This window comes from Clostridium aminobutyricum (assembly GCF_017255415.1).
Lineage (GTDB): Bacteria > Bacillota > Clostridia > Peptostreptococcales > Anaerovoracaceae > Aminipila > Aminipila aminobutyrica.
In genome coordinates, this window is record NZ_JAFJZZ010000001.1 from 963794 (window position 1) to 986976 (window position 23183).

At 38.8% G+C, this 23183-nt stretch carries 18 protein-coding genes and 1 pseudogene; 4 read left to right on the forward strand and 15 right to left on the reverse strand.

The genetic code is table 11. The features are described 5' to 3' along the window. Nucleotides 1-84: 84 nt before the first annotated feature. From JYB65_RS04670 to JYB65_RS04690, 5 genes and pseudogenes are all read right to left on the reverse strand, one after another. Nucleotides 85-885: a nitroreductase family protein gene (locus tag JYB65_RS04670; protein ID WP_206581435.1), complete on the reverse strand. Its 801-nt coding sequence runs from the start codon at nucleotides 883-885 to the stop codon at nucleotides 85-87. Nucleotides 886-988: 103 nt separating this feature from the next. Beyond that, on the reverse strand, nucleotides 989-1315 hold the full coding sequence (locus JYB65_RS04675; protein WP_206581436.1) for an ArsR/SmtB family transcription factor: 327 nt from the start codon (nucleotides 1313-1315) through the stop codon (nucleotides 989-991). An 87-nt stretch (nucleotides 1316-1402) separates the two neighbouring features. After that, a pseudogene (locus JYB65_RS15270) lies at nucleotides 1403-1612 on the reverse strand (AraC family transcriptional regulator N-terminal domain-containing protein); the annotation flags it as partial. A gap of 48 nt (nucleotides 1613-1660) precedes the next feature. Next, nucleotides 1661-2287 (reverse strand): type 1 glutamine amidotransferase family protein, encoded by a 627-nt coding sequence (locus tag JYB65_RS04685; protein ID WP_206581437.1) that lies wholly within the window; start codon nucleotides 2285-2287, stop codon nucleotides 1661-1663. Between the two features lie 371 nt (nucleotides 2288-2658). Next, nucleotides 2659-3621, reverse strand: a complete 963-nt coding sequence (locus JYB65_RS04690) for a helix-turn-helix transcriptional regulator (protein WP_206581438.1) — start codon at nucleotides 3619-3621, stop codon at nucleotides 2659-2661. Nucleotides 3622-4000: 379 nt separating this feature from the next. On the opposite strand from JYB65_RS04690, the gene JYB65_RS04695 reads away from it, so the two are divergent. Next, nucleotides 4001-4240: a hypothetical protein gene (locus JYB65_RS04695; RefSeq protein ID WP_206581439.1), complete on the forward strand. Its 240-nt coding sequence runs from the start codon at nucleotides 4001-4003 to the stop codon at nucleotides 4238-4240. Between the two features lie 540 nt (nucleotides 4241-4780). Here JYB65_RS04695 and JYB65_RS04700 read toward each other — a convergent pair. Continuing rightward, complete coding sequence (locus JYB65_RS04700) at nucleotides 4781-9361, reverse strand: DEAD/DEAH box helicase (protein ID WP_342366618.1); 4581 nt, start codon at nucleotides 9359-9361, stop codon at nucleotides 4781-4783. Between the two features lie 849 nt (nucleotides 9362-10210). Beyond that, complete coding sequence (locus tag JYB65_RS04705; protein WP_206581440.1) at nucleotides 10211-10765, reverse strand: TetR/AcrR family transcriptional regulator; 555 nt, start codon at nucleotides 10763-10765, stop codon at nucleotides 10211-10213. 158 nt (nucleotides 10766-10923) lie between these two features. Between JYB65_RS04705 and JYB65_RS04710 the strand changes: the two genes are divergently transcribed. Beyond that, on the forward strand, nucleotides 10924-11856 hold the full coding sequence (locus JYB65_RS04710) for a ketopantoate reductase family protein (RefSeq protein ID WP_206581441.1): 933 nt from the start codon (nucleotides 10924-10926) through the stop codon (nucleotides 11854-11856). A gap of 303 nt (nucleotides 11857-12159) precedes the next feature. Here JYB65_RS04710 and JYB65_RS04715 read toward each other — a convergent pair whose 3' ends face one another. The 8 genes from JYB65_RS04715 to ruvC all read right to left on the reverse strand — a co-directional run bounded on the left by JYB65_RS04715 (nucleotide 12160) and on the right by ruvC (nucleotide 20738). After that, nucleotides 12160-13191, reverse strand: coding sequence for a virulence RhuM family protein (locus tag JYB65_RS04715; protein ID WP_206581442.1), 1032 nt, complete (start codon nucleotides 13189-13191; stop codon nucleotides 12160-12162). Nucleotides 13192-13571: 380 nt separating this feature from the next. After that, nucleotides 13572-14723 (reverse strand): 23S rRNA (uracil(1939)-C(5))-methyltransferase RlmD, encoded by a 1152-nt coding sequence (gene rlmD, locus JYB65_RS04720; protein ID WP_206581443.1) that lies wholly within the window; start codon nucleotides 14721-14723, stop codon nucleotides 13572-13574. 17 nt (nucleotides 14724-14740) lie between these two features. Continuing rightward, the gene (tgt, locus tag JYB65_RS04725; protein WP_206581444.1) at nucleotides 14741-15862 is read right to left on the reverse strand and encodes a tRNA guanosine(34) transglycosylase Tgt; all 1122 of its coding nucleotides are present in this window, start codon (nucleotides 15860-15862) and stop codon (nucleotides 14741-14743) included. Nucleotides 15863-15877: 15 nt separating this feature from the next. Then, a complete protein-coding gene (gene queA / locus JYB65_RS04730) occupies nucleotides 15878-16939 on the reverse strand; it encodes a tRNA preQ1(34) S-adenosylmethionine ribosyltransferase-isomerase QueA (RefSeq protein WP_206581445.1) in 1062 nt (353 codons plus the stop codon). Between the two features lie 102 nt (nucleotides 16940-17041). Then, nucleotides 17042-18484, reverse strand: coding sequence for a SpoIID/LytB domain-containing protein (locus tag JYB65_RS04735; protein WP_206581446.1), 1443 nt, complete (start codon nucleotides 18482-18484; stop codon nucleotides 17042-17044). 59 nt (nucleotides 18485-18543) lie between these two features. Further along, on the reverse strand, nucleotides 18544-19548 hold the full coding sequence (gene ruvB / locus JYB65_RS04740) for a Holliday junction branch migration DNA helicase RuvB (RefSeq protein WP_245156604.1): 1005 nt from the start codon (nucleotides 19546-19548) through the stop codon (nucleotides 18544-18546). 25 nt (nucleotides 19549-19573) lie between these two features. After that, entirely contained in the window at nucleotides 19574-20167 is a 594-nt protein-coding gene (gene ruvA / locus JYB65_RS04745; RefSeq protein WP_206581448.1) for a Holliday junction branch migration protein RuvA, read from the reverse strand. Between the two features lie 70 nt (nucleotides 20168-20237). Beyond that, nucleotides 20238-20738 (reverse strand): crossover junction endodeoxyribonuclease RuvC, encoded by a 501-nt coding sequence (ruvC, locus tag JYB65_RS04750; protein ID WP_206581449.1) that lies wholly within the window; start codon nucleotides 20736-20738, stop codon nucleotides 20238-20240. 253 nt (nucleotides 20739-20991) lie between these two features. On the opposite strand from ruvC, the gene JYB65_RS04755 reads away from it, so the two are divergent. Together JYB65_RS04755 and recN are read left to right on the forward strand one after the other, a co-directional pair. Continuing rightward, entirely contained in the window at nucleotides 20992-21441 is a 450-nt protein-coding gene (locus JYB65_RS04755) for an arginine repressor (RefSeq protein ID WP_206581450.1), read from the forward strand. Between the two features lie 22 nt (nucleotides 21442-21463). Continuing rightward, on the forward strand, nucleotides 21464-23134 hold the full coding sequence (recN, locus tag JYB65_RS04760) for a DNA repair protein RecN (RefSeq protein WP_206581451.1): 1671 nt from the start codon (nucleotides 21464-21466) through the stop codon (nucleotides 23132-23134). Nucleotides 23135-23183 lie beyond the last annotated feature (49 nt).

The window sequence follows — 23183 nt, forward strand, 5'->3', positions numbered from 1 at the left end:
TCTTTTATCCGAACCACTCTTTTCCAACAAACAAACACACTCCGTATGCCTTAATTATAATTTCATAAACTTGAATTCTTAATATTAAACAATGAATGTTGCATCTAGTGGGTTTCTGTCGACCAGTCGCTTATAATTATACTTAGGATACCCAACCATTACCGCACCGACAATCTTTTTCCTTTTTGGAATATTAAATAAATTGGGCAGCGGTGAATTATCAACAGATGCACAATGTTCAAAAATACCAGCCCAACATGATCCAAGGCCTAATGAAGGTGCATATAATTCCAGGTAGGTTAAACAAGAAATAGCGTTCTCTCTACCATTTGGAAAATCATCATCAGAAATAGCTATGATTAAGTTTGGGGCACCACGGAATATTGTATCGACTCTATCTTCTCGGTAACGTTTAACAGCTTCTTCAACGAGATATCTTAATGGTGAATTTTCTATCATCTGAATAGAAATCTCAATAGCTTGTTCAAGCAATTGTCTATTTTGAACTACTACAAAGGAGATTCCCTGACCATTGCTTGCAGTTGGCGCAAGTCTTGCAATGTCAACTAATTCTGTTAACTTTTCTCTTGATACTGACTCATCTTTGTAATTTCTTATGGAACGACGAGATCTTAAGAAGTACTCCGCCTGCTGTGCATTTAACTTAGGTATATCTTTCATTTCAATTTGTTTTGCAAGCTGTGTTCTATTATTATCTATTGCAGCATTAGGGCATATAGCGACGCAGTGTCCACAAGCGATACAAGTAGTGTTTGCTACTTCTTCCGGTCCGTCTTCTCCCATACATAAAACAGATACCGGACATTCTTTTATGCATTGTTCACATTTAATACACTTCTCTTTGCTTACTGTTATTAGATTCATTTAATCAATTCCTTTCAAATAATTCTATTATTGTTCTTATGTGTGCATATATGCATATTTATACTGAAAGAAAAAGACATCGCTGCCTGTTTTCCTTTGTATATTATTCTTGTATAAACTTCTTTAATTCGATTGAGGTTGTTTCAAATTTTTCGATGATGAGTTCCTTGTTAACTTCATAAAAAACGGATCTATTTTGTTTTTCTTTGCTTAATATTCCATATCGATTCATTAATTCCAAGTGTCTTGAAATGACTGACCTATCTTGCGAAAAGTTTTCTGCAATTTCTGTAATATTCTTTTTACCTTGTACTGCAAGAAACTTTAGGATTTCACTTCTCACAGGATCAAACAGAGTTTTATAAAATTCAAAATCAATGCTCTGTTCAAGGTTTCTCCCGCATTCTGTTATATTGTTTTCTTTTTTCATATTAATCACCAATTAGATTATACGTGTGCACTCATGCACATGTCAAGAACTTTTTAATTTACTTGATACAGCAATCAATCCCTGTTACTATGATCCCCTATTATCACGTAAGCCATTCGTTAGCTGAAGTTCACCTTGAGCTCGTTCCAACATCTGACTTTGATTAAACTCGATTCTGCATGAGTTTGGGACTTCAGTCGATGCCTCAAGTACTTCGGCAACTATCGGTAAATCCATAGAAGCGACAAGGTAACTCGGCGGACCATATCGAAATCGCTCTTCATCAAATATTACATCCTTTAATCCTTTAAATGATCATACCCTATCAATTTTATGCTTATACCTTCATTGGATTGAATTCATCAACTCATAGAAATATTTGGATTCATGAGTCTTATTAAGACTATACCAGGCATCTAATGTTTTTGAAGAAAACACACCCAGAGATTTCAAGACGTGTACAGAAAATTCCAACGGAGCTATTCCAGATGCGGTGATCAATTTTCCATCAGTTACAGCAGACTCCATTTTGTAATACTTTTCGCCCGTGTAAGTGGGACAGATCATTTTAAGGTATTCCAGATCATTGCTTGTATGCCAATGTGAATTCAACAATCCTGTCTGAGCAAGTCCCATTGTAGCACCACAAATCGCTGCAACCAATAACCCTTCCTTTAAACACCTCTGGGCGATTTTTAAGATGGGTTGGTGCATTGTTTCTGTCCATGTATCTCCACCAGGTAATATCAATGCATCTGTGCTTTCAATACTGCACTCATCCAGTTTGATGTCAGGCAGTATTTTCAATCCACCCATTGTTGTTACAGGCGTCTTTTCAATTCCAACAGTCACTATTTTTGATGGGGCCAGCCCCTTTTTATAATATCTTCCCGAGTTCAGCTCGGCAGTTAAGTAACCTATTTCCCAGTCTGACATTGTGTCAAACACATAAAGATATACTGTATTATTCATTTTGCAATTTCTCCTTATTTTATTCATCAAGGAATACCGGCCATCGGTAATCAGTGACTATCCTCATTATAAAAAAGTCCTCTTCGAGGAGCTCAACGGCTCCGCCTCCGACTCGCTTCGCTCCCTGCTGTCCGTTTTGCCTAGCCAAGCAAGCTTGGGACAAAAAGGCTTAGCTCCAATTCGGTCACATTTTAGCAGTAGAATTCTACAAATCATAGATTTGTGAATTCCTTGCATAAGTCTGTCAACAATCTCCTTCTGAGATTGGACAGGCTAATATCAGTGGACTTTTTTGATATTACGTCAATATCGCAAACGATATTTCCTACATAATAAAACAACTTCACTGACATCCGCTGTCAGTGAAGCTATTAAAGCTGATAATATTCCATTAACTCCGATGCAATAGCAACAAGTCTTTCTTTCAAACTCAGTGGTTCGATTATTTGAATAGATTTACCATAGGATAGGAGAAAATAAGGGACATAAAGATGAATTGATTTTTCCTCAAATAAAAAGATGGCTTGACTAGATGTTCGCTCTTTCAGATGATGCCCTAAAAACCAATGCATGCATAGTTCATTAAGCGCCTCTGACCTGCCTTCGATAATTAAAGAAATTAACCCCTCCTTACCCACTAAATCAGGTAACAGGTTTTTCATAAAAAATTCACGGGTTGAAAAAGCTTCGGGACGCTTAAATATTATTTGAGTACGCTTGATTAGTAAAACCCGATCTACCCGAAAGCTTCGTATTTCATTCCTTAGGTGGCAAAATGCAACAGTATACCATTTGTTGTTCCAGTAAACCATTCCATAGGGGTCTATCATCCTATTCTTTGGTTGCTCTTCACGGCTTGTGAGATAATCAATTTCTACAGAGAATTCCTTTTCTACAGCCTGCTCCAATTCCGCCAATGTCGGCTGAATGGAAGGGTTTACCATGCGGTTCATAACTTCAAATCCGGCTAAATGATGGTTAAGTATACTTTCCTGTTCCTGATTCGAATACATTTTCAACTTTGATGTCGCATTGCCTAATGCCTCACTCAAAGGGTATCCAGCTTCTTTTGCAAAAACAGCAGCATGAAGGAGTGCCTTTTTTTCTTCCATATCAAATAGCAGAGGTGCTCTGATAAAATTATTCAGCAAGCTATACCCGCCATTATGACCTGTGTCGGATATTATAGGCACTCCACTGGCGCATAGTGCATCAATATACCGATAAACTGTCCTTATATTTATTTCTAATTTTTCGGATATTTGTTTTGCAGTCATTTTTACGCCTGAATTCAGCATCCACAGAATTGCCAGCATATTATCGTTTTTAGCCATAACGTGACCCCCCTTCTTTTATGAAGCTCCATATTTTAAATATCTTTATTACTCACTAAAGAACACTCATCTCCCACAAGAATAACAATCTAAAACAACATTTTAATTTTACTCCTTCGAGAAGACTTTTACAACAAACTCCAAATTACATTCTAGGTTCATGTCTAATACAATCTGAATAAAATTCTTTCATCAGCAAATAATAACTCTATTAATATTAAGGAATAATTGATCAAAAACCCCATTCGCAAGAGAAAAACAATCGATGCTCTACCATGGCTGAGAGCTAAATAGATGTAAAAATATTAAGAAGAAGTTCAGCAGTCACCATAAACCTACCAACGACAAAATAAACTTTTTATGAAAAGGAGTAAATTATATGAACCGTGATAAACTCATAGACCAAATAAAAGACGAGTATGCACGAATAGCCTCTACTGAATCCCAAGAGGATTTTATCCAATCCACAACCGATTTAACACCTGAAGGATATTACGAAAAACTTTTAAATAAAGCCATCAACGAAATTAACAAAGGAACCTTTGACGATTTCAAATCTGGGGAGGAAGTAGTATCTGCTATTGCAAATGACAAAAGTTTGCTATCAGGTTGGAAGTAACTTTAACCATAAATTTTATAACCTATACTATACAAAACCGTAATCCTTTTCAATATTGGATTGCGATTTTTTTATTGCGATTTAATAAATATCGAAAACAGATGAATATCATCATGGCTTTGTTGCTTGTACTTCTATACTGAAAAGTGGCAGGGTTTGTAGATCATTTAAGTTGACTGTAAACTCTGCCTTTTATTTATTCACTGATTCAATATTCAATTGTGCCTTCAGCGCTAGTGTAAAACCATTCTTTTTTCTTTCTCTGAAGCACATTTTGTCATCTTTTTATCTGCTCAAGGGTATCCGAAATCTCGGTTACGCCAATATCCTACCAAGTCCTTTATTTTTCAATGCTTTTGCTACATTCCAACAAACAAACTACCTCCGTATGCCTTGGGTAGTCAAAAATGATGTGGTTTGAGCCTAGTGGGGCCTTGGCGGCAGGATATTCTTTTGAATAGTATTTCTAAACCGTGAAAATTTGTTAGGTAGTTTAACTTTTCTGCAGGTGCTATTCAACAGCCATTCTTTATCATACATCTAATTTTTCTTCCACGGTTTCTCCTTGCTTCCGTCACCAGATATACAGAGAGCAGATTTCAGCTTTTCCCCAATTTGACTTTCAAACATCAAACCCGCTATTTTAGGCGAATTCCCACTTTCCATGAACATATCTGACAGTAACTGAGATAAATGCTTCCACTCGAACAAACCATCGTGGCAGCATTTGTTCCTCTTGTCTGTGCATGATGACAGTTTTTTATAAAACTCGCTCCACCACTTCTCATCATATATAGAGGCCTCCAGCATTTTCATTTTCCGGCTAAGTGCAGGAATGTTTTTGTTAATAACATACTGAAACGTACCCAATGTCAGCTCATTTGGTTGTGCGTCCTTGAGTTTAACTCGTTCTCTGCCTTTTCCTTTTCCTTTAATCTCGTAATCCGGCAATGCATGTTGTATTCCCTCTTTAAAACACCCTTTCATTTGAAGTTCCATCGCCTTACAGAAAAGAATTGCACAGCATGATGCATCAAAGTCCTTGTTAATCTCATATATTGGTTGGAAGAAATAAAACAATCTCATTCCCAGTTCTAGGTTCTTCCTAACCTTAGGATTTAGCTTTGAGATCTCATCCTGGCTTGAAAAACCAAATTTAATTAACTGCTCTGGTGTAAAAGGCTCCTTCATAAAACTGTGTGTCTCCAAGCCAACCATTAAGCCATCTGTGTTTACACTGTATTCGGTTATCCCATTCTCGCCTTGCGTCTCTTCCGCTGGAAATGCTGAAACCGATGGCAGTCCTTTAATTGCGTGATTTAATGCATTCTCCCTGGATGCGTCATCCATCTCTTCATCAGTCATGATGGAGTGTATTTCCTTAATGGCAAATGTATCCATGATATTCTTTGCCGTACGAAGATTGTCATTACCAGACCATATTATAGCATCTCCAATAATATAAAGTCTGAATTTTGCCCTTGTTGCAGCCACATTTACTATATTATTATTTACCCACCCAATGGCACCCTCGGCGTCCTTGCTTCCATCACAACCCAACAAGAAAATCACTTCATTGGCTTCTTTGCCCTGGAATGTATGTACTGTTCCGATATTTTTTAAGAGCCATTCATCAAACATCTGGCTTTTCGCTAGCTTAGATGTTGGATGACTCTTTCTATACGTCCGTATGTAAAAACGAATTCCAGAAACCACGGTTGTAAATGGTGAAATAATATACAAGCTTGGAAACTCCTTCTTTTCAAAGGCTATCTCCAGCATTTCACAAACCTTGTCTGCTTGTGCTACTACAAAATGGTTCTTGTCTCCCTTTTCTTTTCCATCAATCTGGATCCACTGTGACTTCTCGTATATAAAGGATTCCATTAATTCAGCATTGGGTTGACCAGTCTTCTGTTTCATAATTCCGTTATATGAGATAGTGTTTGAAATCTCATACATTGGCGAAATGCACCTTCTATGAACAAGAAGTGGACACCCTACCCAATCAGGAAAATCAGGATGTTCCGGATTATCCAAGTAAGTTCCAAATACATTCATTTCATCCGCACAGCTTTGAACAGAAATAGTTTTACTTGATGTATACGGTTTCAAATCGGCATCGTCAAAAACCTTTTTCAAAAGTTTAAGGTCATCCGTCACAACAGGCTCCACCTGCTTAGGATCCCCAACAATGACTGCCTTTCTACTCCTATATAACGCTCCTACAGCCATCTGTGGCTGCGCCTGTCCGGCCTCATCCACAATCAATGTACCTATTACCTTACTGCCCTTCACATCTCTTAAGAATGTTCCGACAGATGCAAATGTTGTAGAAATCACTGGCACAAGAAGGAAAAGTGTCTGATATAACGCACCTACACATGCCTCTCGATCCTCTTTGTGGAACACAATCTTCTCCTTTTCATCGCCCATCTGTAATCCCCAATAGTGGGCCAATGAAGTGAAATTATCTCGGCACTTCTTGGATGACAGAATGAATTCCTTATTCGTTTTCATTGCATAGTAAAATAACTTTTCTCTTTCGCGATTATACCTTTGTGTAAACCAAGGATTAGTGATCTGCGCATCTGTTGAAGTATTAATGTCTTCAGATAACAACTCTCTGACAAAATCTTTATTCAATTCCTTTCCATCATTTAAACCTTTAAGTGCTGCACTGTATTCTGAGATAGTTTTTTCAAATGCTTCTTTTGTACCTTCTAATACCTGTTGTTTATATTCCAATGTTGTATCTATTTCAGCTGACTCAGAATCCAGCTTTTGGATATCTGTTTTTAGACCGGTCAGTGCCTCTATAACTGTAATTAATTTAGATGTGGTAGCTTTCCATTCAACTACTATTCTCTGGAGATCAGCGGATATTTCCGCGTTTTTTGAGGCCTGTTTTTCCGCTTGTTTATCATAATCTGCTGCTACCTTCTGTGCGTACTGAAGCTTCTGATCATACTCAGCTTTACGAAATAGTAATGGTCTTTTCCCGATAGAGTTGAGAACTTTAAAAGCCTCCAGCCTTAGAGCAGTAACCTTCTTCTCTCCTTCCTGCTTCTGATGTTCCAACTCCACTTTCTTTTCTTCTAGTATTTTCTTTTCAGCCGAAATACCGTTGCTTTCTTCTGCTTTTTCTGTTAATTTAGTCTGTACTTTTTCAACTTCTCTTTTGATATCATCTTTCCTTGTCCTACTTACCGACAAATACAGACTGTAATCATTTTCGGCCTGTGCTATTTCTTGTTTTAGTTTAGATTGATCTATCGACAGATTGCAGATATGACCTATCTGCTCCTGAATCTCATGTACCAGTTTTTCTTGGGCAATAAATTTCTCTTTAGCCGCTTTGTATTTTGGAAGCCTTTTTGCCGCCGAGTCCTTTTTGGGATAGAAATCCCATCTTAAAGGAGATAAAACTGACCTGTAAAAGTCACGTATATTTTTCTTCTTCCCAAGCGATGCTGCTACAAGTCCCCAAACATCATTTTCATCTAGTAGCTTTTGCGCATAATATGTAAAATAAACCTCTGGATACTCAACTGAATTCTTTTCATAAGACTCGGTTTCAAATGATTTGGAAAAATCGAACAAATCACTTACTTCGCTAAGAACTGCTTTCACTTCATCAGAATCATCATCAGTTGCTTTCAAATCCTTCAGGATCCCACTTCCTAATGGAAGTTCTTTTGATATATTTTCTACAGCAGCATTATTGCATGAAGTCACCAATACACTGAAATCGTTAATTCTATCATCCTTTAATGAATACCAATGTTGTGTATATTGCGAATAGGCTCTATTTTGTTTTGATCCATGTGTAAATGTATGCTCAATAAAAGCATCCTCTGGATTATCAAATTTAGACATAAGAAGTGCCCGTTCAATTATGTTGCTTACTACAATTTCTTTCAGCAGTGTAGTTTTTCCAGTCCCTGGGGGGCCATTTACAGAAAAAATTTCACCATTTTCTTGGAAAAGTTCTGAAGTACCTTTTTTTATTGCAAGGTTTATCGCTATCTGCTGCATAAATGCAGGCATAAACTTAGATGGCCACTTGCCTATTGGCGCATTCTTAACATTCAATATTTCCTGCACTTGTCTCTCAAATAAAGCTTCATCAGAAGGATGTACAAGATCTATCCGTTTCTTTTCCTTAGGGTTTTTCACTGCATCATGAGTACTAGAAATGTAATCAAGCAAATATTTTGGTATGCTCCTATCGCCACCTCTAATTTTATTTAGAATCATCTTTAAATCATCTGAAAAATAGTCATGGCTCAGTCCTAAGTAGTTGTCTTCATCCTCTTTATTTTTCGTATCCTCATCGACAAACATTTGAAAAGAAATTCCGATGATCAACTCATATGGATCTGCTCCGTCAATCTGCTCGACAGTCTCATTGAAATATGTTTTCTCAATATGCTTATAGATTTCCTCCAAAACAGTAATCTGTACTGCGTCAGCATCAAACTCTTGCATTGATTTCTTAGAGTCAATCTCAGGAGCTTCTTCCGTTTCTTCGTCAGAAATGGTAGCACTCCCCTTAAGTTTTTGTGTATTTTTCTCAGAGAAGAATTTCTTTTCCATTTCTTCAATCACTGATGAATACTCAGATTCACCTAGGCAATCTGAGATCTTTCCAGTGCATTTTTTCATCTGTTTCATTGCCCAAACAATTGTAGACAACGACAGCGAATGTTCAATATACTTGCCTTCAGGTGTAAGTTGCAGACTGACACAAGCAATTTCATCAAAACTTTTTTCTGGTCTATCATCCTTTCCGTTTTCAAAAGGCATTTTTTTTGCAATACATTCTATGCACGACTCACGCTTCACTTTTCCAATGTAAATTGTGACATTACCCCATTTTTTCATGTGGCATTGTTCTGCCTCTTGCCGCATAGCTTTGTAAATATTATCTTGTGGACAAAGTTCAAAGAAATCAAACGTTGATTTATATCCTTTTTCACCTTTTGAAAGCTTTGTCTTAAGGCTTTTTACTCCATTTAACGCATCTGTTAATTCCTTTTGAGGGTATTTGTCTTGACCCAGGAATTCTAATGTAAACCAGTAATCTAAAACTTTTTCCTCAAGACTATTCTTACCCACTTTTATGTTCCTCCCAATTTGATTTAGTATTCATCTCATCCATATTCAAACTTTACCATTCGACATAAAACATAGAAAAAGAGATGCCTATTATTCACTTCACGTGGCACGATAGGCTCATCTTTATGTCTGATTCGTTTCCTCATATAAAAAACCTTCATGTACATATAGGTAAAGTTTCTCTATGTTTTAAATAAGTATCCAAAATTCTGTCTAATGCCTCTTGAAAAGCTTTATTATGTTTATAATTAATAGCACCAGCTCCAAATCGTTCGTAATTTGATGAGGTAATTATATTGGTACTGGAATACCTCCCAATCGAGATAACGATATAAATAACATTGTGATTTTAATTGTATAACTTTTCCTGCCAATTTACCACATAAAACCTCCATTTTACACATATATTTACAGAATATATTTCGATTATTATAATGCAACTGCAATAGTAAAACCTTCAGCATACTATGAGCTTTAATATTTATTTAGCTTTAGTTAAAGAATCTCATTCTTTATTTTATTTCTTTAATAATCCCTTTCATGAAAATAGCCTCCTCATTATTAAGATTTTTTAGTTACTCTAAGAAAAAAGAGTGTAAAAGCGAAATTGCTCTTACGCTCCAAGGTTTATTACTCATTTTCAACCATTAACAATTTTAACGTTGCAACAGGGCTACAACTTCTGTATGCCTTGAGGATATAAAAAAGATGCCGTACACGTCTGGTATCCCCTTGGCGGAAGCCTATATTTTGGATAGAGTCGCCTGGATAGGTCTTTTTTAGTCGATTTGATGCCTACTTTTGCATTACAATTCAAGTTAATAGTAAAAATATTATCAGCAAATTAGTTTAGCGTGCTACAAGGTGCTTGGTGTATGGTTCCAGCAAAAACAGGAGCTGCGTAGTAATTTGCTGCACATTACAGGGCATAGAATTATTGATCCACCATTCCAATACACCAATAAACCCGGACGTCAAAAAATGAGTGGTAACATCATTTAAAAACGCGTTGTTTTCTGACTTTATACCGATCACCTCGGTGACTGTCTGCGCAAGGACGGCATATAAACGGCTGCTGAAAAGTCCGAAGCACTCATTGCTCAGAAGCAGCTTGTATATCGTAAAATTTTTCTCCAAATATTCAAAGATGCTTTGAAAGGCGCTTGTGTTTAGAGTGGTATCAGCAGTATCGGCACAGTGATTCAGCAGCAGCTCGACATACGTTTCTATGCATTTGTCAAGCAAGTCGAATTTATCCACATAATGTAGATAAAAAGTCCCTCGGTTTATGTTGGCGCGTTCGGCAATGTCATTGATGGTTATTTTCTCAAATCCTTTTTCAGCCAAAAGGCCGATGAAGGTATTCATAATCAACTGCCTTGTTTTTTGTATTCTTCTATCCATAAAGTTTTCCTCCAGATATTCAACAAATTAGCACAATGTGTTGAGTTCTCAACAGTTGGGGCAACTATAACTATTGAAACTCTCTCCACAAATCAGTATGATAAGGATATTAAACACGTGTTGAAAAGTCAACACGTGTTTATTTAGGAGGATGCTTTATGAAAATACTTTTCTTTGGGCGCGGTGTCATAGGAACACAGTACGCCTGGGCGTTTGAAAATGCTGGCCATACCGTTGAGTTTTATGTTCGTGAAGGCAGGAAGGCACAATACGGCTCCTATATAAATTTAGAACTATGGGATGCAAGGCAAAGCAAAAAAGACCGGATGGTCAAAGAAAAATGGCCTATTGTTATGCAGGAAGAGATAAAGGAAAATCACGACTATGACCTCATTTTTATGAGCGTCAACCCCGAACAGGTATCAAGTGCGGTGAAGTACCTAGCACCGCGAGTTGGAAATGCAACAGTCCTTTTTTTCAATAACTTCTGGCAAGACCCGCGATTGGCTGTTCAGCCGATTCCGCGTAGCCAAATTGTTTATGGCTTCCCCGGTGCCGGCGGCGGGTTTGAAGGAAACACTCTTTACGGTGGGCTTTACAAGACAGTTCAGTTTGGAACATTTGAACCCGAGCCAACCAAAAGAGATTTAGAGGTCCGCAAGCTTTTTGTTGGGGCAGGCTTTAAGATAATGGTTCAAAAGGATGTTAAAAGTTGGCTCTGGAATCACTTCGCGTTCAACGCTGCAATGGAAGTAGAAGTATTAAAAAGCGGCAGTTTTGAAAAAGTAATTTCTTCACGCGAAGCGCTCGATGGATTAGGCCGGAACTTGAAAGAAATGATCCCTGCTTTGAAAGCAAAGGGCTCAAAACTTGATTTTTTGACAAAAGTGTTGTGCGGCCTGCCGCCGAAAGTCGTTAGTTTTCTTATGAGTCACGTTGTTTTTTCTCCGAAAAGCATGTCCTATGCGCTTGTGGCGCATAACCACTTTAAAGTTGGCTATGCCGTACAGGAAGTTATTACAGATGCCAGAAAGTACGGAATAAAGGCACCACGGCTTTACGATGTAGAAAGCTTAATTACGGAACAATGAACAGATCCAAGAAAAAAGGACAATGACGAAAAGACCTCCTATCGTAGAATAGTAATTACGACAGGAGGTCCTGTTTTGTTGTGGGATAATGCAACTATTTATTCGATTATCAAGGGTCTCAATACTTATGGCTATTGCTAATGTGCTTAAGCCCCTTTATTTTCAACGCTTGACGTACATTCAAGCAAGCAGCAACACTCCGTATGCTGTGAAGTTTCAATATTGATGCTAGCAGATCCTATTGATTCCTTGGCGGTAAATAATTCTTACCTCTAAAAAGCTTTGCTTACATAAACAATGCAACTATTCTTTATCATTTTTCTGATTTATTAGCCTATCAAAATCGGATTCAAACAGCCTATCTTGAATAATACGATATTTCTCAAATTCACTTTCCGCATGGGCTTTGGCAATTTCAGCTGTCACCTTTCCAGCATCTTGTAAGACCTCCCTATCAGTTGCTTCTATGAATCGATTCAATCTAATTTCCCAATCTTCCATTGTCATTGGAATATGTCTAAGTGCCATATCCTCTGCAATATCCAAATATGCAGAAACTAGCCTTTGAAGTTGTGACATTTCAAATTCTGTTAAATAATTTTTAGCAATAGACACATCAAATTTTTGAATTTTACCATTTGGTGCATCTTTCCAAGAAGTTAGACCCATATGTGTTTTTTCAGCGCCTGCTCGTATATATATAATTTCTGATGCGGTTTGACCGTGAATCGCCCAATGAAGCTTATTTTGAACGGTTGCAAAAAAACGCTTTGTAGCATTTGAGCTTACATCGTAATCAACAGCGGTCGCATATATATCAGTAATCTTTTGATAGAATTTTCGTTCGCTAAGTCGTATTTCACGAACTCGCTGAAGCTGTTCTTCAAAATACTGTTCGGTTAAAATAGACCCGCCATTTCTCAAACGTTCATCGTCCATTACAAAGCCTTTTATGGTGTAATCCTTTACGATTTGGTTTGACCATTTACGGAACTGTATGGCTCTCTCATTATTCACTTTAAATCCCACCGCAATAATCATTTGCAGACTATAATGCATTAACTCTCTAGTTACATTTCTATTTCCTTCAATTTGAACTATCCGGAAATTCCGGATAGTTGAGCTTTCATCTAGCTCATTGTCTAAATATACCTTTTTAATATGCTCATTAATTGTACGGATATTTACATTATATAATTCGGCCATCATCTTCTGAGTAACCCATATATTCTCATCTTCATAACGCATTTCAAAACTTTGAGGATCATCTCCTGTTGCTGCAATATATGTTAGATATTCTGCTGCACTTGATCGAATTGTAATTTCATTTTTCATTTTCACAATCTCAATCCCTTCTATTTTATAATTCATCATCAAACCAATTCAATTTAATATTCACAATAATTTTAGCATACAATAGTCAAACGAACAAGTGTTCATTTGGTTTTATTCTGAAATTCTTCATAATTTAAATTAAAATTTCACAAGTAAACACTCTACCTAATACTTCGGCATATACAATCCCAATATTTTTGCCTATTTTAAAAGGGCAGAACCATATTTACTTTTATCGGTTTTGCCCTATTTTTACTAACCAAAATATCCAGTAGTCAATATTTATTATTTATTATCAAACACAATTCGTCATCTGTTTCGTATACTCAAGGGTATCAACTGTTACTTTTATTACAAAATATCCTCAGAACCTTAATTTTTCAACGTTCCAACAAGCAAACACATTCCGTATGCTTCGTCATCGGAAAATTATCATACGCCTTCAATGATTTAACTTCATATCCGTAAAACTGCAAATATTCCAAGTTCATTGCCAGCGTTTTCGGATTGCAAGATACATAGACAATCTGTTTCACACCGTAGGCGATGATTTTATCCAGTGCCTTGTTTTGGATTCCCACTCTTGGCGGGTCAACCACAATCACATCCGGTTTTTCTTCAATATTATCCAGTACCGCAAATACATCACCTGCGATAAACTTGCAATTGTCCAATCCGTTTAGCTGTGCATTGACTTTCGCCGCTTCTACTGCTTCTTCTACCAGCTCCACACCAATAGCCAGCTTTGCTCGCAGTGCAAGAGCCTGCGTAATAGTTCCGGTTCCGCAGAACAGGTCGAACACCGTCTTACCTTCCACATCCTCAATCAGACTAAGAGCATCCGTATACAACCGTTCTACCGCCTCGATGTTGGTCTGAAAGAAAGAAAATGCGCTGACTTTGAAATCCAGCCCCATAATCTTTTCCATATAGGAGTCTCTGCCCCAAAGTGTCTTCAGTTCATCACAGTATACAGCATCGGACAGTCCGTCGTTGAGGGTTCGAAGTATCCCCACCAGTTCGTTGGAAAGTTCCAGACTTTGCATACGCTCTACGAACGCTTCTTCAGCAAACTCTTCCTGGGAAGAGGTCACGATGTTAATTAACAGTTCATTTGTTCTCTCTCCCTTTCGAATGATGAGATTCCTCATCAGCCCTTCATGGGATTTCTTATGGTAAAAGCGATAACCCTTTTCATTGCAAAAATCTAGGGTTTCTCTTAAGATTAGATTAAAATCCGGATCAACCAGCTGACATTCATCTACTGTAACGATGGACATAAACCGCCCCTTTTGGTGCATGCCCAGGGTCATTTCGCCGTCTTTAACCATGTCCCCAAAGGTGTATTCCATCTTATTTCGATAGGCATATTGCTTCGGGCTGCCGACGATTCCCAAATTGTTTTTACAGACTATTTTCTTATCTGTGAGCAATTTTAAGACTTCTCTGCCCTTCATCTCCACCTGTTTTTCATAAGGAATACCCTGATGAATACAGCCTCCGCAATAATCATTATGCTTACATATTTCCATGAATCCCTCTTTCCCCTCTAAAATCTGCCGTACTTATCGTAGAATTCTTTTTTGTATTCCAAGAATCGGTCTTCTTCAATTGCCTTACGAATATTACCCATCATGTTTACAAGGAAATGCAAATTGTGGTTGGACAAAAGCATGGAAGATAAAATTTCATCTGCTTTATATAGATGTCTCAAATAGGCTCTGGAATAATTTCTGCAAGTGTAACAATCACATTCCGAATCAAGGGTTGTAAAGTCCTTTTCAAATTTTGCATTTTTAATATTCAATCGGCCATGGGAAGTCATCGCCATGCCGTGCCTTGCGATTCTGGTAGGGAGTACGCAGTCAAACATATCTACACCGCGTTCTACGCCTTCAAATAAATAGTCCGGGCTTCCAACCCCCATCAAATATCTCGCTTTTTCCTTCGGCAGATAATCTACACAATAATCCAATACTTCCAGCATCAAAGGCTTCGGTTCTCCAACACTTAACCCACCGATGGCATAGCCCGGTAAATCCATCTCGACAATCTGCTGTGCACTTTCGTAGCGCAAGTCCTGATACATACCGCCCTGCATGATGCCGAACAAGGATTGCCGTTCAATGTCCTTATGATAGTCTTTGCATCGCTGAAGCCATCTGGTGGTTCTTTCTAAGGAATTTTTCACATAAGCTCTGTCTGCCGGATACGGTGCGCATTCATCAAATGCCATCATGATATCGGAGCCAAGAGCATTTTGTATTTCCATGGATTTTTCCGGTGAAAGCATATGCTTCGAACCGTCAATATGAGAACGGAACTCTACCCCTTCTTCTGTAATCTTTCTGAGATCACCTAAGCTGAACACCTGAAATCCGCCGCTGTCTGTCAAGATAGCTCTATCCCAATTCATGAATTTATGAAGTCCGCCGGCAGCTTTGACAATCTCATGTCCCGGTCTCAAATAGAGATGATAGGTGTTGGATAAAATAATCTGTGCACCCATTTCTTTGACTTCTTCGGGTCGCATCGCCTTTACCGTAGCCGCTGTTCCTACAGGCATGAATACAGGCGTTTCAATGGTTCCGTGCGGCGTATGAACCCGTCCCCTTCTCGCTTTTGATTTACTGTCTGTCTTTATCAGTTCATAAGTAACTGCATGTTTCATACTTTAAATTTCTCCTCATATTATAAGCATCGCATCCCCATAGCTGAAAAATCGATATTTTTCTTCTACTGCGGTTGCATATACCTTCAGAATTTTTTCTCGGTCGTACAGCGCTGAAATCAGCATCAGCAGCGTCGATTTAGGCAAATGAAAATTCGTAATCAGGGAATCCACTATTTTAAATTCATAGCCGGGATAGATAAAAATTCCCGTACTTCCTTCGCCTGCTTTTAGTTCATATGTTGCAGAGCTTCCTTCTGCCGCCTTCACAGCAGCACTTTCAATGGTCCTGCACGAAGTGGTCCCCACACAAATCACCCGATGACCAGAAGCTTTTGTTTCATTAATAATGCGCGCATTTTCTTCATCTATATGATACTCTTCAAAATGCATTTTATGCTCTTCAATAGTTTCACATTTAACAGGCCGGAACGTTCCTATGCCTACATGAAGCGTCACATAAGCCAATTGAACGCCCATTGCTCGGGCTTTCTCCAGAAGTTCATCTGTAAAGTGCAATCCCGCGGTGGGTGCCGCAACAGAGCCTTCTTCCTTACAATACACGGTTTGATATCTGTTCTTATCGTCTTCTTCACTGGCACGTTCGATGTATGGAGGCAATGGCATACTCCCTAATTCTTCCAGCCGTTCCAGAAAAATTCCGTCATATTCGAATCGAACATGGCGGGTTCCTTCTTCTCCATAATTTACAACAACTGCTTGAAACTTAGCGGTTGCTTCGGTTGCAAAGTCGACTACATCACCGGGCTTCAGTCTCTTACCGGGGCGTACCATCGTCTCCCAAATATCCCCTTCCAGTCTTTTAATAAGCAAAAATTCCACTTTTGCCCCCGTACCTACCTTCGTTCCGAAAAGTCTGGCAGGAAGTACCTTCGAATTGTTTAATACCAAGCAATCACCTGGTTTCAAGTATTCTAATATATTATAAAAATGTTTATGTTCCAGTTCTCCCGTATCTCGGTGAACCACCAAAAGCTTCGAATTATCTCTTTTATCCGTTGGTTTCTGAGCAATCAACTCAGACGGCAAATTATAATCAAAATCAGTAATATGCATTGAATTTAAATATCTCCATTTCCCAGCCTTTTGTCCCGTAAAACAGGAAGGCCATGATTTGTTATTCCATCAGAACGACAAATTAACAGTATATCATAAAATTTATTCGATTGTAATATCTGTATAGTAATATTTTAAGATTTCATCATAGGTGAAACCTCTTTTTGCCATTTCAACTGCGCTGTCCTGCGGCAACCCTACTCCATGACCATAACCTAATCCGTAGAACGTTATGCTGTCGCTAGATACGCTTTCCAACCCCTTTGTCATACCGGAGCCGGAAGGTTCTGAACTATCTAACTCAGATACTCTCGTCGTCGAACTGCCATTATGAATATACAGTTTATCCGTATCAACTAAAGTAATCTTGCCATCTTTTCCAAGCACATAGGCTTTCTTAGAAAGACTGATCATATTCGCACTGTTCTGCGGACAAATATAGCCTTCAAAGTCCTCCTTGGAGGTACTTGCACCTGCTTGATATTCGGAGAAGGAAAACATGTTCGATTTTATTATAGAAGCACCAAACACGGTTCTTATTTTTTCTTTTTGCAGCTGCACCGTTCCCGATGTGCCTGTAAACTGAAGCGTGTCAACCGCTCCCGATTGATTTCTTTTCGTGATTTCAACACTTTGAATCGTTCCTACCGCATATCCCGCAGAAGTAAGCTTACTTGCCAATTCATCAACGGTATAGGTTTGAGACCAGGAGTAAACCGGAGAGTATTCATCCTTTACCGCTTTTAAATAACCGGCGTCTCCAGTCCAGACATCTGCACTGTCTTGGGTGTATCCGCCGCTATTTTTGTAGAAAAAGGCCGGAACCGTTTTACCCTCATATTTTATGGTTTCCCCTCTTGTCTTGTCTACAGCTTCTGTTGTCTGATCATGTTCGTCATTATATCCCTTATAAACTTGACAGTGAGTCGTATCGCAAAGATCAAAACCATATGAGTTATGAGTCCCTAGTTTCTCAATGGCAAAGCTTCTGGCAGCAACGGCTTGTGCCTTCAATGCTTCGATGGGATAGGAGCAGCTTAGTTCGCCGTTGATCACACCATATAAATACTCTTCTACCGGCAAGAGATTAATCATGGTGAGCTTGCCTGAAGTAATGTTAAAAGCCATGCCTCCGCGATATTGACTGCCTAAAAAAGCGAACGTTCCGTCATCGTCATAGTCGGTCGGCATGATACAATTCACTCCGCTTAGACCAGCCATTAAATCGATACTCTCTCCGGAGTTTTTCGTTCCGATCAGACTGATTTGACTGCCTGAAAGATTGACAGATACCAATACAATGTCATCAAAAACAGCTTGTTGATTAAACCCGTTGTTATCTCCATAACCTAAAATGACACCGTCTTTAAAGGTCACATTATATGTATCAGCAGAGGAAGAACCATATTTTAATCCAATTCGAATATAGTTCGGCTCATCGGAGGAAGCAGCCAGGGCAAATGGAATGTTTGCGGCAGAAAACACGAATACAAAGACGAAAAGTATAGCTAGTGTCGACATAATATATTTTACGGTATATTTCATTTCTTACTCCTTCAATATTTAAAACAACTAGATTCCTAACCTTATAATGATGCAGCCGGCTATTCCGGAAGTGCGATGCCTAAATGCTTGTATGCCTGTTCTGAAACCATTCTGCCTTTTTGTGTCCGGTGCAGAAAACCGGATTGTATCAAGTACGGTTCATACACATCTTCTATGGTAATTCGATCTTCACCGATGGAAGCGGCGATGGTATCAATACCAACCGGCCCCCCTTTAAACCGTTCAATAATCATTCGAAGAATCTCGCGATCCAAACCCTCCAAACCGTATTCGTCTACGCCTAAAGAGTCCAGCGTTTCATTTGTTATCTCTAAATCGATGCTTCCGCTGCCTTTGACTTGGCTGAAATCACGCACTCGCTTTAAGATTCGGTTAGACACTCTCGGCGTACCTCTTGAGCGTTTTGCCATTTCTTCCAAAGAAGCTTCATCTACGCTGATGTTCAATAAGCTTGCAGAACGCTTGATGATCTGTTTTAATTCATCGATCGTATAAAGTTCAAATTTGCTTACTACACCAAAACGGTCCCGAAGCGGAGCGGATAAGTTCCCTGCTCTTGTAGTAGCTCCAATCAGCGTAAATTTAGCCAAATCCAGTCGGATCGACCGGGCGGAAGGACCTTTGCCGATGATAATATCCAAGGCATAATCTTCCATAGCCGAATACAATACTTCTTCAACCGAACGGTTCAACCGATGAATTTCATCGATAAAAAGAACATCATTTTCATTGAGGTTGGTTAAGATTGCGGCTAAATCCCCTGCCCGTTCAATGGCCGGGCCGGAAGTGATCCGCAAATCAACGCCAAGTTCGTTTGCAATGATACCCGCCAGCGTTGTTTTTCCCAATCCGGGCGGTCCGTAGAACAGCACATGATCGAGCGGTTCATTTCGCATCTGAGCCGCTTCAATGAATATCTTTAAGTTTTCGGTAGCCGTTTTCTGGCCGATATAATCGTCCAATTTTTTCGGCCGTAAACTCAATTCTACCCCTTCATCGTCTCTATTTTGATTGGTTGATGTCACACGTTCATCAAAATCCATAAATTCCATTTACCTGCTCCTATGTCTAAGATAATCTCTTTAATGCTCTCTTTATATATTCTTCTACCTTCAAATCATTTTCCGGAACCCCTGCAAGAGCTTCTACCGCTTCCCCTTTACTGTATCCCAAGGCCATAAGCGCATTGACTGCTTCTCCCTTTTCACTTACACTTCCCACAGTCTGTACTTCTGCTGCGCTTCCGGTAACAGTACCCGCAACATCCAGCTTGTCCTTCAATTCCAGAACAATACGCTGCGCGATCTTCTTTCCGATGCCATTGGCCTTTGTTAAAGCAGCGGCATCTTCATAAATAATTGCTTTTTGAAGTTCTCCTGCCGGCAATGCGGATAAAATGGACAGTGCTGCTTTTGCGCCTACTCCGTTTACGGTCATCAGCTTTCTAAAAAGTCCTAAGCTTTCTTTGTCCGCAAATCCGTAGATGCTGATGTCGTCTTCCCGAACAATCATCGCCGTATAGACCATGATGGCATCACCTTCCTTGGTTAAATAGACGGAGGAATTGTCAGGAACATAAACCTCGTAACCTAATCCACCTGTTTCAATCACTACGCCGCCGGTAAAATGCATCGCCAGCTTTCCTTTTATAAAATGAAGCATATTGTCCTCCTAGTTTTCGGTCATTCTATATCATTCATATGATACTTATTTTCTTATGTATCTATTTTCTCTATTTCTTAATTTTATCCAGTCTTCTTCTGGCATTTGCCGAATGTCCGTGACAAATGGCCGCTGCAAGTGCATCGGCGGTATCGTCCGGCTTAGGTACTTGCTGCAAATTTAATATGGTCTTTACCATACTTTGCATCTGCTTTTTTTCCGCTCGTCCATACCCGACAAGGGCCTGTTTAATCTGTAACGGCGTATATTCGGATATTTTCATTCCTGAATTGGCACAAGCAAGAATCGCAACGCCTCTGGCCTGACCTACCATGATAGCTGTTTTTACATTGGTGTTGAAAAACAGCTCTTCAATCGAGGCTTCGTCCGGCTCATACTGGGCGATGATCTCACTAAGGGAATGATATAAACATTTCAGCCGGTCGGTCATGTCCATTTTCGCATCGGTCGTAATGGCACCATATCCGCAAACTTCAAAATGATTTCCTTTTAATTCAACGATTCCATACCCTAAGATGGCATAGCCTGGGTCAATTCCTAATATCCGCATGGTTTCTCCAATTCACTACTATTTTACCATAATTATATAGTATTTTACCATACAAACACACGTTTGTCCACTTTGGCTTCCAAGTAGCACGGCAGGAAGTATTCGCCCTTATACTTATCTCGTTTTCTATGTAAAAATCGTGTAAAATTTGTATATATATTAACAAATACTTATTGATAATCCAAAATAATATGGTATAATTATTCATACAATGTATTAAATACAGCTATAAATATACGCGGAGGTACAATATATGCGTTATTCAAGGCAAAACAAAATTCTTGAACTTATCAGCACATATGAAGTCGAAACTCAAGAAAAACTTGCATCTTTATTAAAAGACAGCGGTTTTGATGTCACGCAGGCGACAATTTCACGGGATATCAAAGAACTTCAACTTATTAAAGTTTTATCTAGTACAGGGAAATATAAGTATGCCTTAGGCAATTCTATTGAAACTCCGATTTCTGATCGATTTATAAAAATCTTTAAAGAAACCATCAGAAGTGTTGCTTATTCCCACAACCTTATTATCATAAAAACATTGTCAGGCTGTGCAAATGCGGCAGGTGAAGCCATTGATTCGCTTAACTTCCCGCATGTGGTTGGTTCCATCGCAGGGGACAATACCCTTATGATTGTTGTAGATGATTTAGAAAACGTTCCTATTCTTGTCGAAAAATTCACTGAATTATTAGCATAGAAAGATTGAAGTGAGGGTTTTTATGATTTCTCATTTAACAGTAAAAGACTTCGCCATTATTAATGAAATGGATGTAGATTTTTATCACGGATTAAATATTATTACCGGCGAAACCGGTGCTGGTAAATCAATCGTTATTGAAGCAGTAAGCCTTGCTCTCGGCAGCAGGGCAGATACTGCTTTTGTTCGTTCTGGGAAAGAAAAGGCCATTATACAGCTTGTTATAGAAGATTGCTCAGAAAAAGCAGCGAACTTGCTAAATGAAAATGATATCCCTGTGGATGAGCATCAAATTGTTATCAAGCGTGAAATCTCGGCCACAGGAAAAAGTGTTTGCAGAGTCAATAATCAGATTGTGTCCGTTTCTTTTTTAAATTCTTTGTGCAAACATCTGGCGGATATCCATGGGCAATATGATCATCAGTCTTTGCTTGATCCGGAGTTGCATATCAATTTATTGGATTTATATCATCGTTCTGAGATTCTGCCCGTTAAAGAGCTTGTCGAAAAACTATATGCGGAATATAAGGAATTGACGTCTAAACTTCATACCTTGCTTTCAAATGCGGCAGAATATCAACGAAAACGAGACTTTATGTCCTTTGAGTTGAAAGAAATAAAGGAAGCCAGCCTGATTCCGGGGGAAGATGCAGAACTTGAATCACAACTCTTGATTCTGCAAAACAGCGAACGAATTTACAGCAATCTAAATGCCATTTACACCTCTGTTTATGAGGAATCTCCTTCTGTTTTAGAAAATCTATCCAAAGCTCATCACAAGCTGCAAGAAATTGCGACTTTTTCAAGTGCCGTTTCCGCATTGCTTTCTGATTTTAATGATGTGTATTATAAACTGGAAGATATTTGCCATGAGGTGCGCACTATCAGAGATGACATCACCTTTTCGGAAGAAGAGTTAGACACTGCAATATCTCGCATAGATCTCATCAATAAGCTCAAATTGAAATACGGCGGTTCCGTCGACAAAATATTGGAATACCAAACTAAACTGGAAGAAGATTTATCGGTTATTGAAAATATCGATGAAGCAAAAGAAAAATATTCACATGAAATTTCCGTTTATGAAGAGCAGCTTCAGCTGGCTTGCATGAGACTTTCTAAACTCAGAAAGGAAGCGGCTATCGAGTTTGAAGACAAGCTCAAAGAACAGCTGCTTGAACTCAGCTTCAATAGTGCGGAATTTAAAATCGATTTTTCGGAACAGCCATCGGGCTATACAGCGAACGGAATCGACTTGGTGGAATTCCTTATCAGCACGAATAAGGGAGAACCCCTTAAACCTCTTGCTAAAATTGCTTCCGGCGGTGAAATGTCTCGTATTATGCTTGCCTTTAAGAAAATTATCGGTGATTATGACAATATCCCTACGATGATATTTGATGAAATCGATGCCGGTATCAGCGGTGTGGCCGCAAGCGTAGTTGGGAAAAAATTAAAGGAAATTGCGCAGAAACACCAGATTATCTGTATCACACATCTTCCTCAGATCACCGCTTGCGGACAGTATAATTTTAAAATTGTAAAGAACTCGGATGAAGAAAGCACTTATACAACTGTAGTACCTCTCTCAGAACAGGAAAAGGTGGAAGAGATTGCTAGGCTGTTGGGCGGTTTAAATATTACGGAAGCCACCATCAAAAGTGCTCAAGATTTAATTGCCGCATCCAGATAGAAAGTCCGCTCATTTTTCATAGATCATAAACCAATCAGAAAACAAAGAG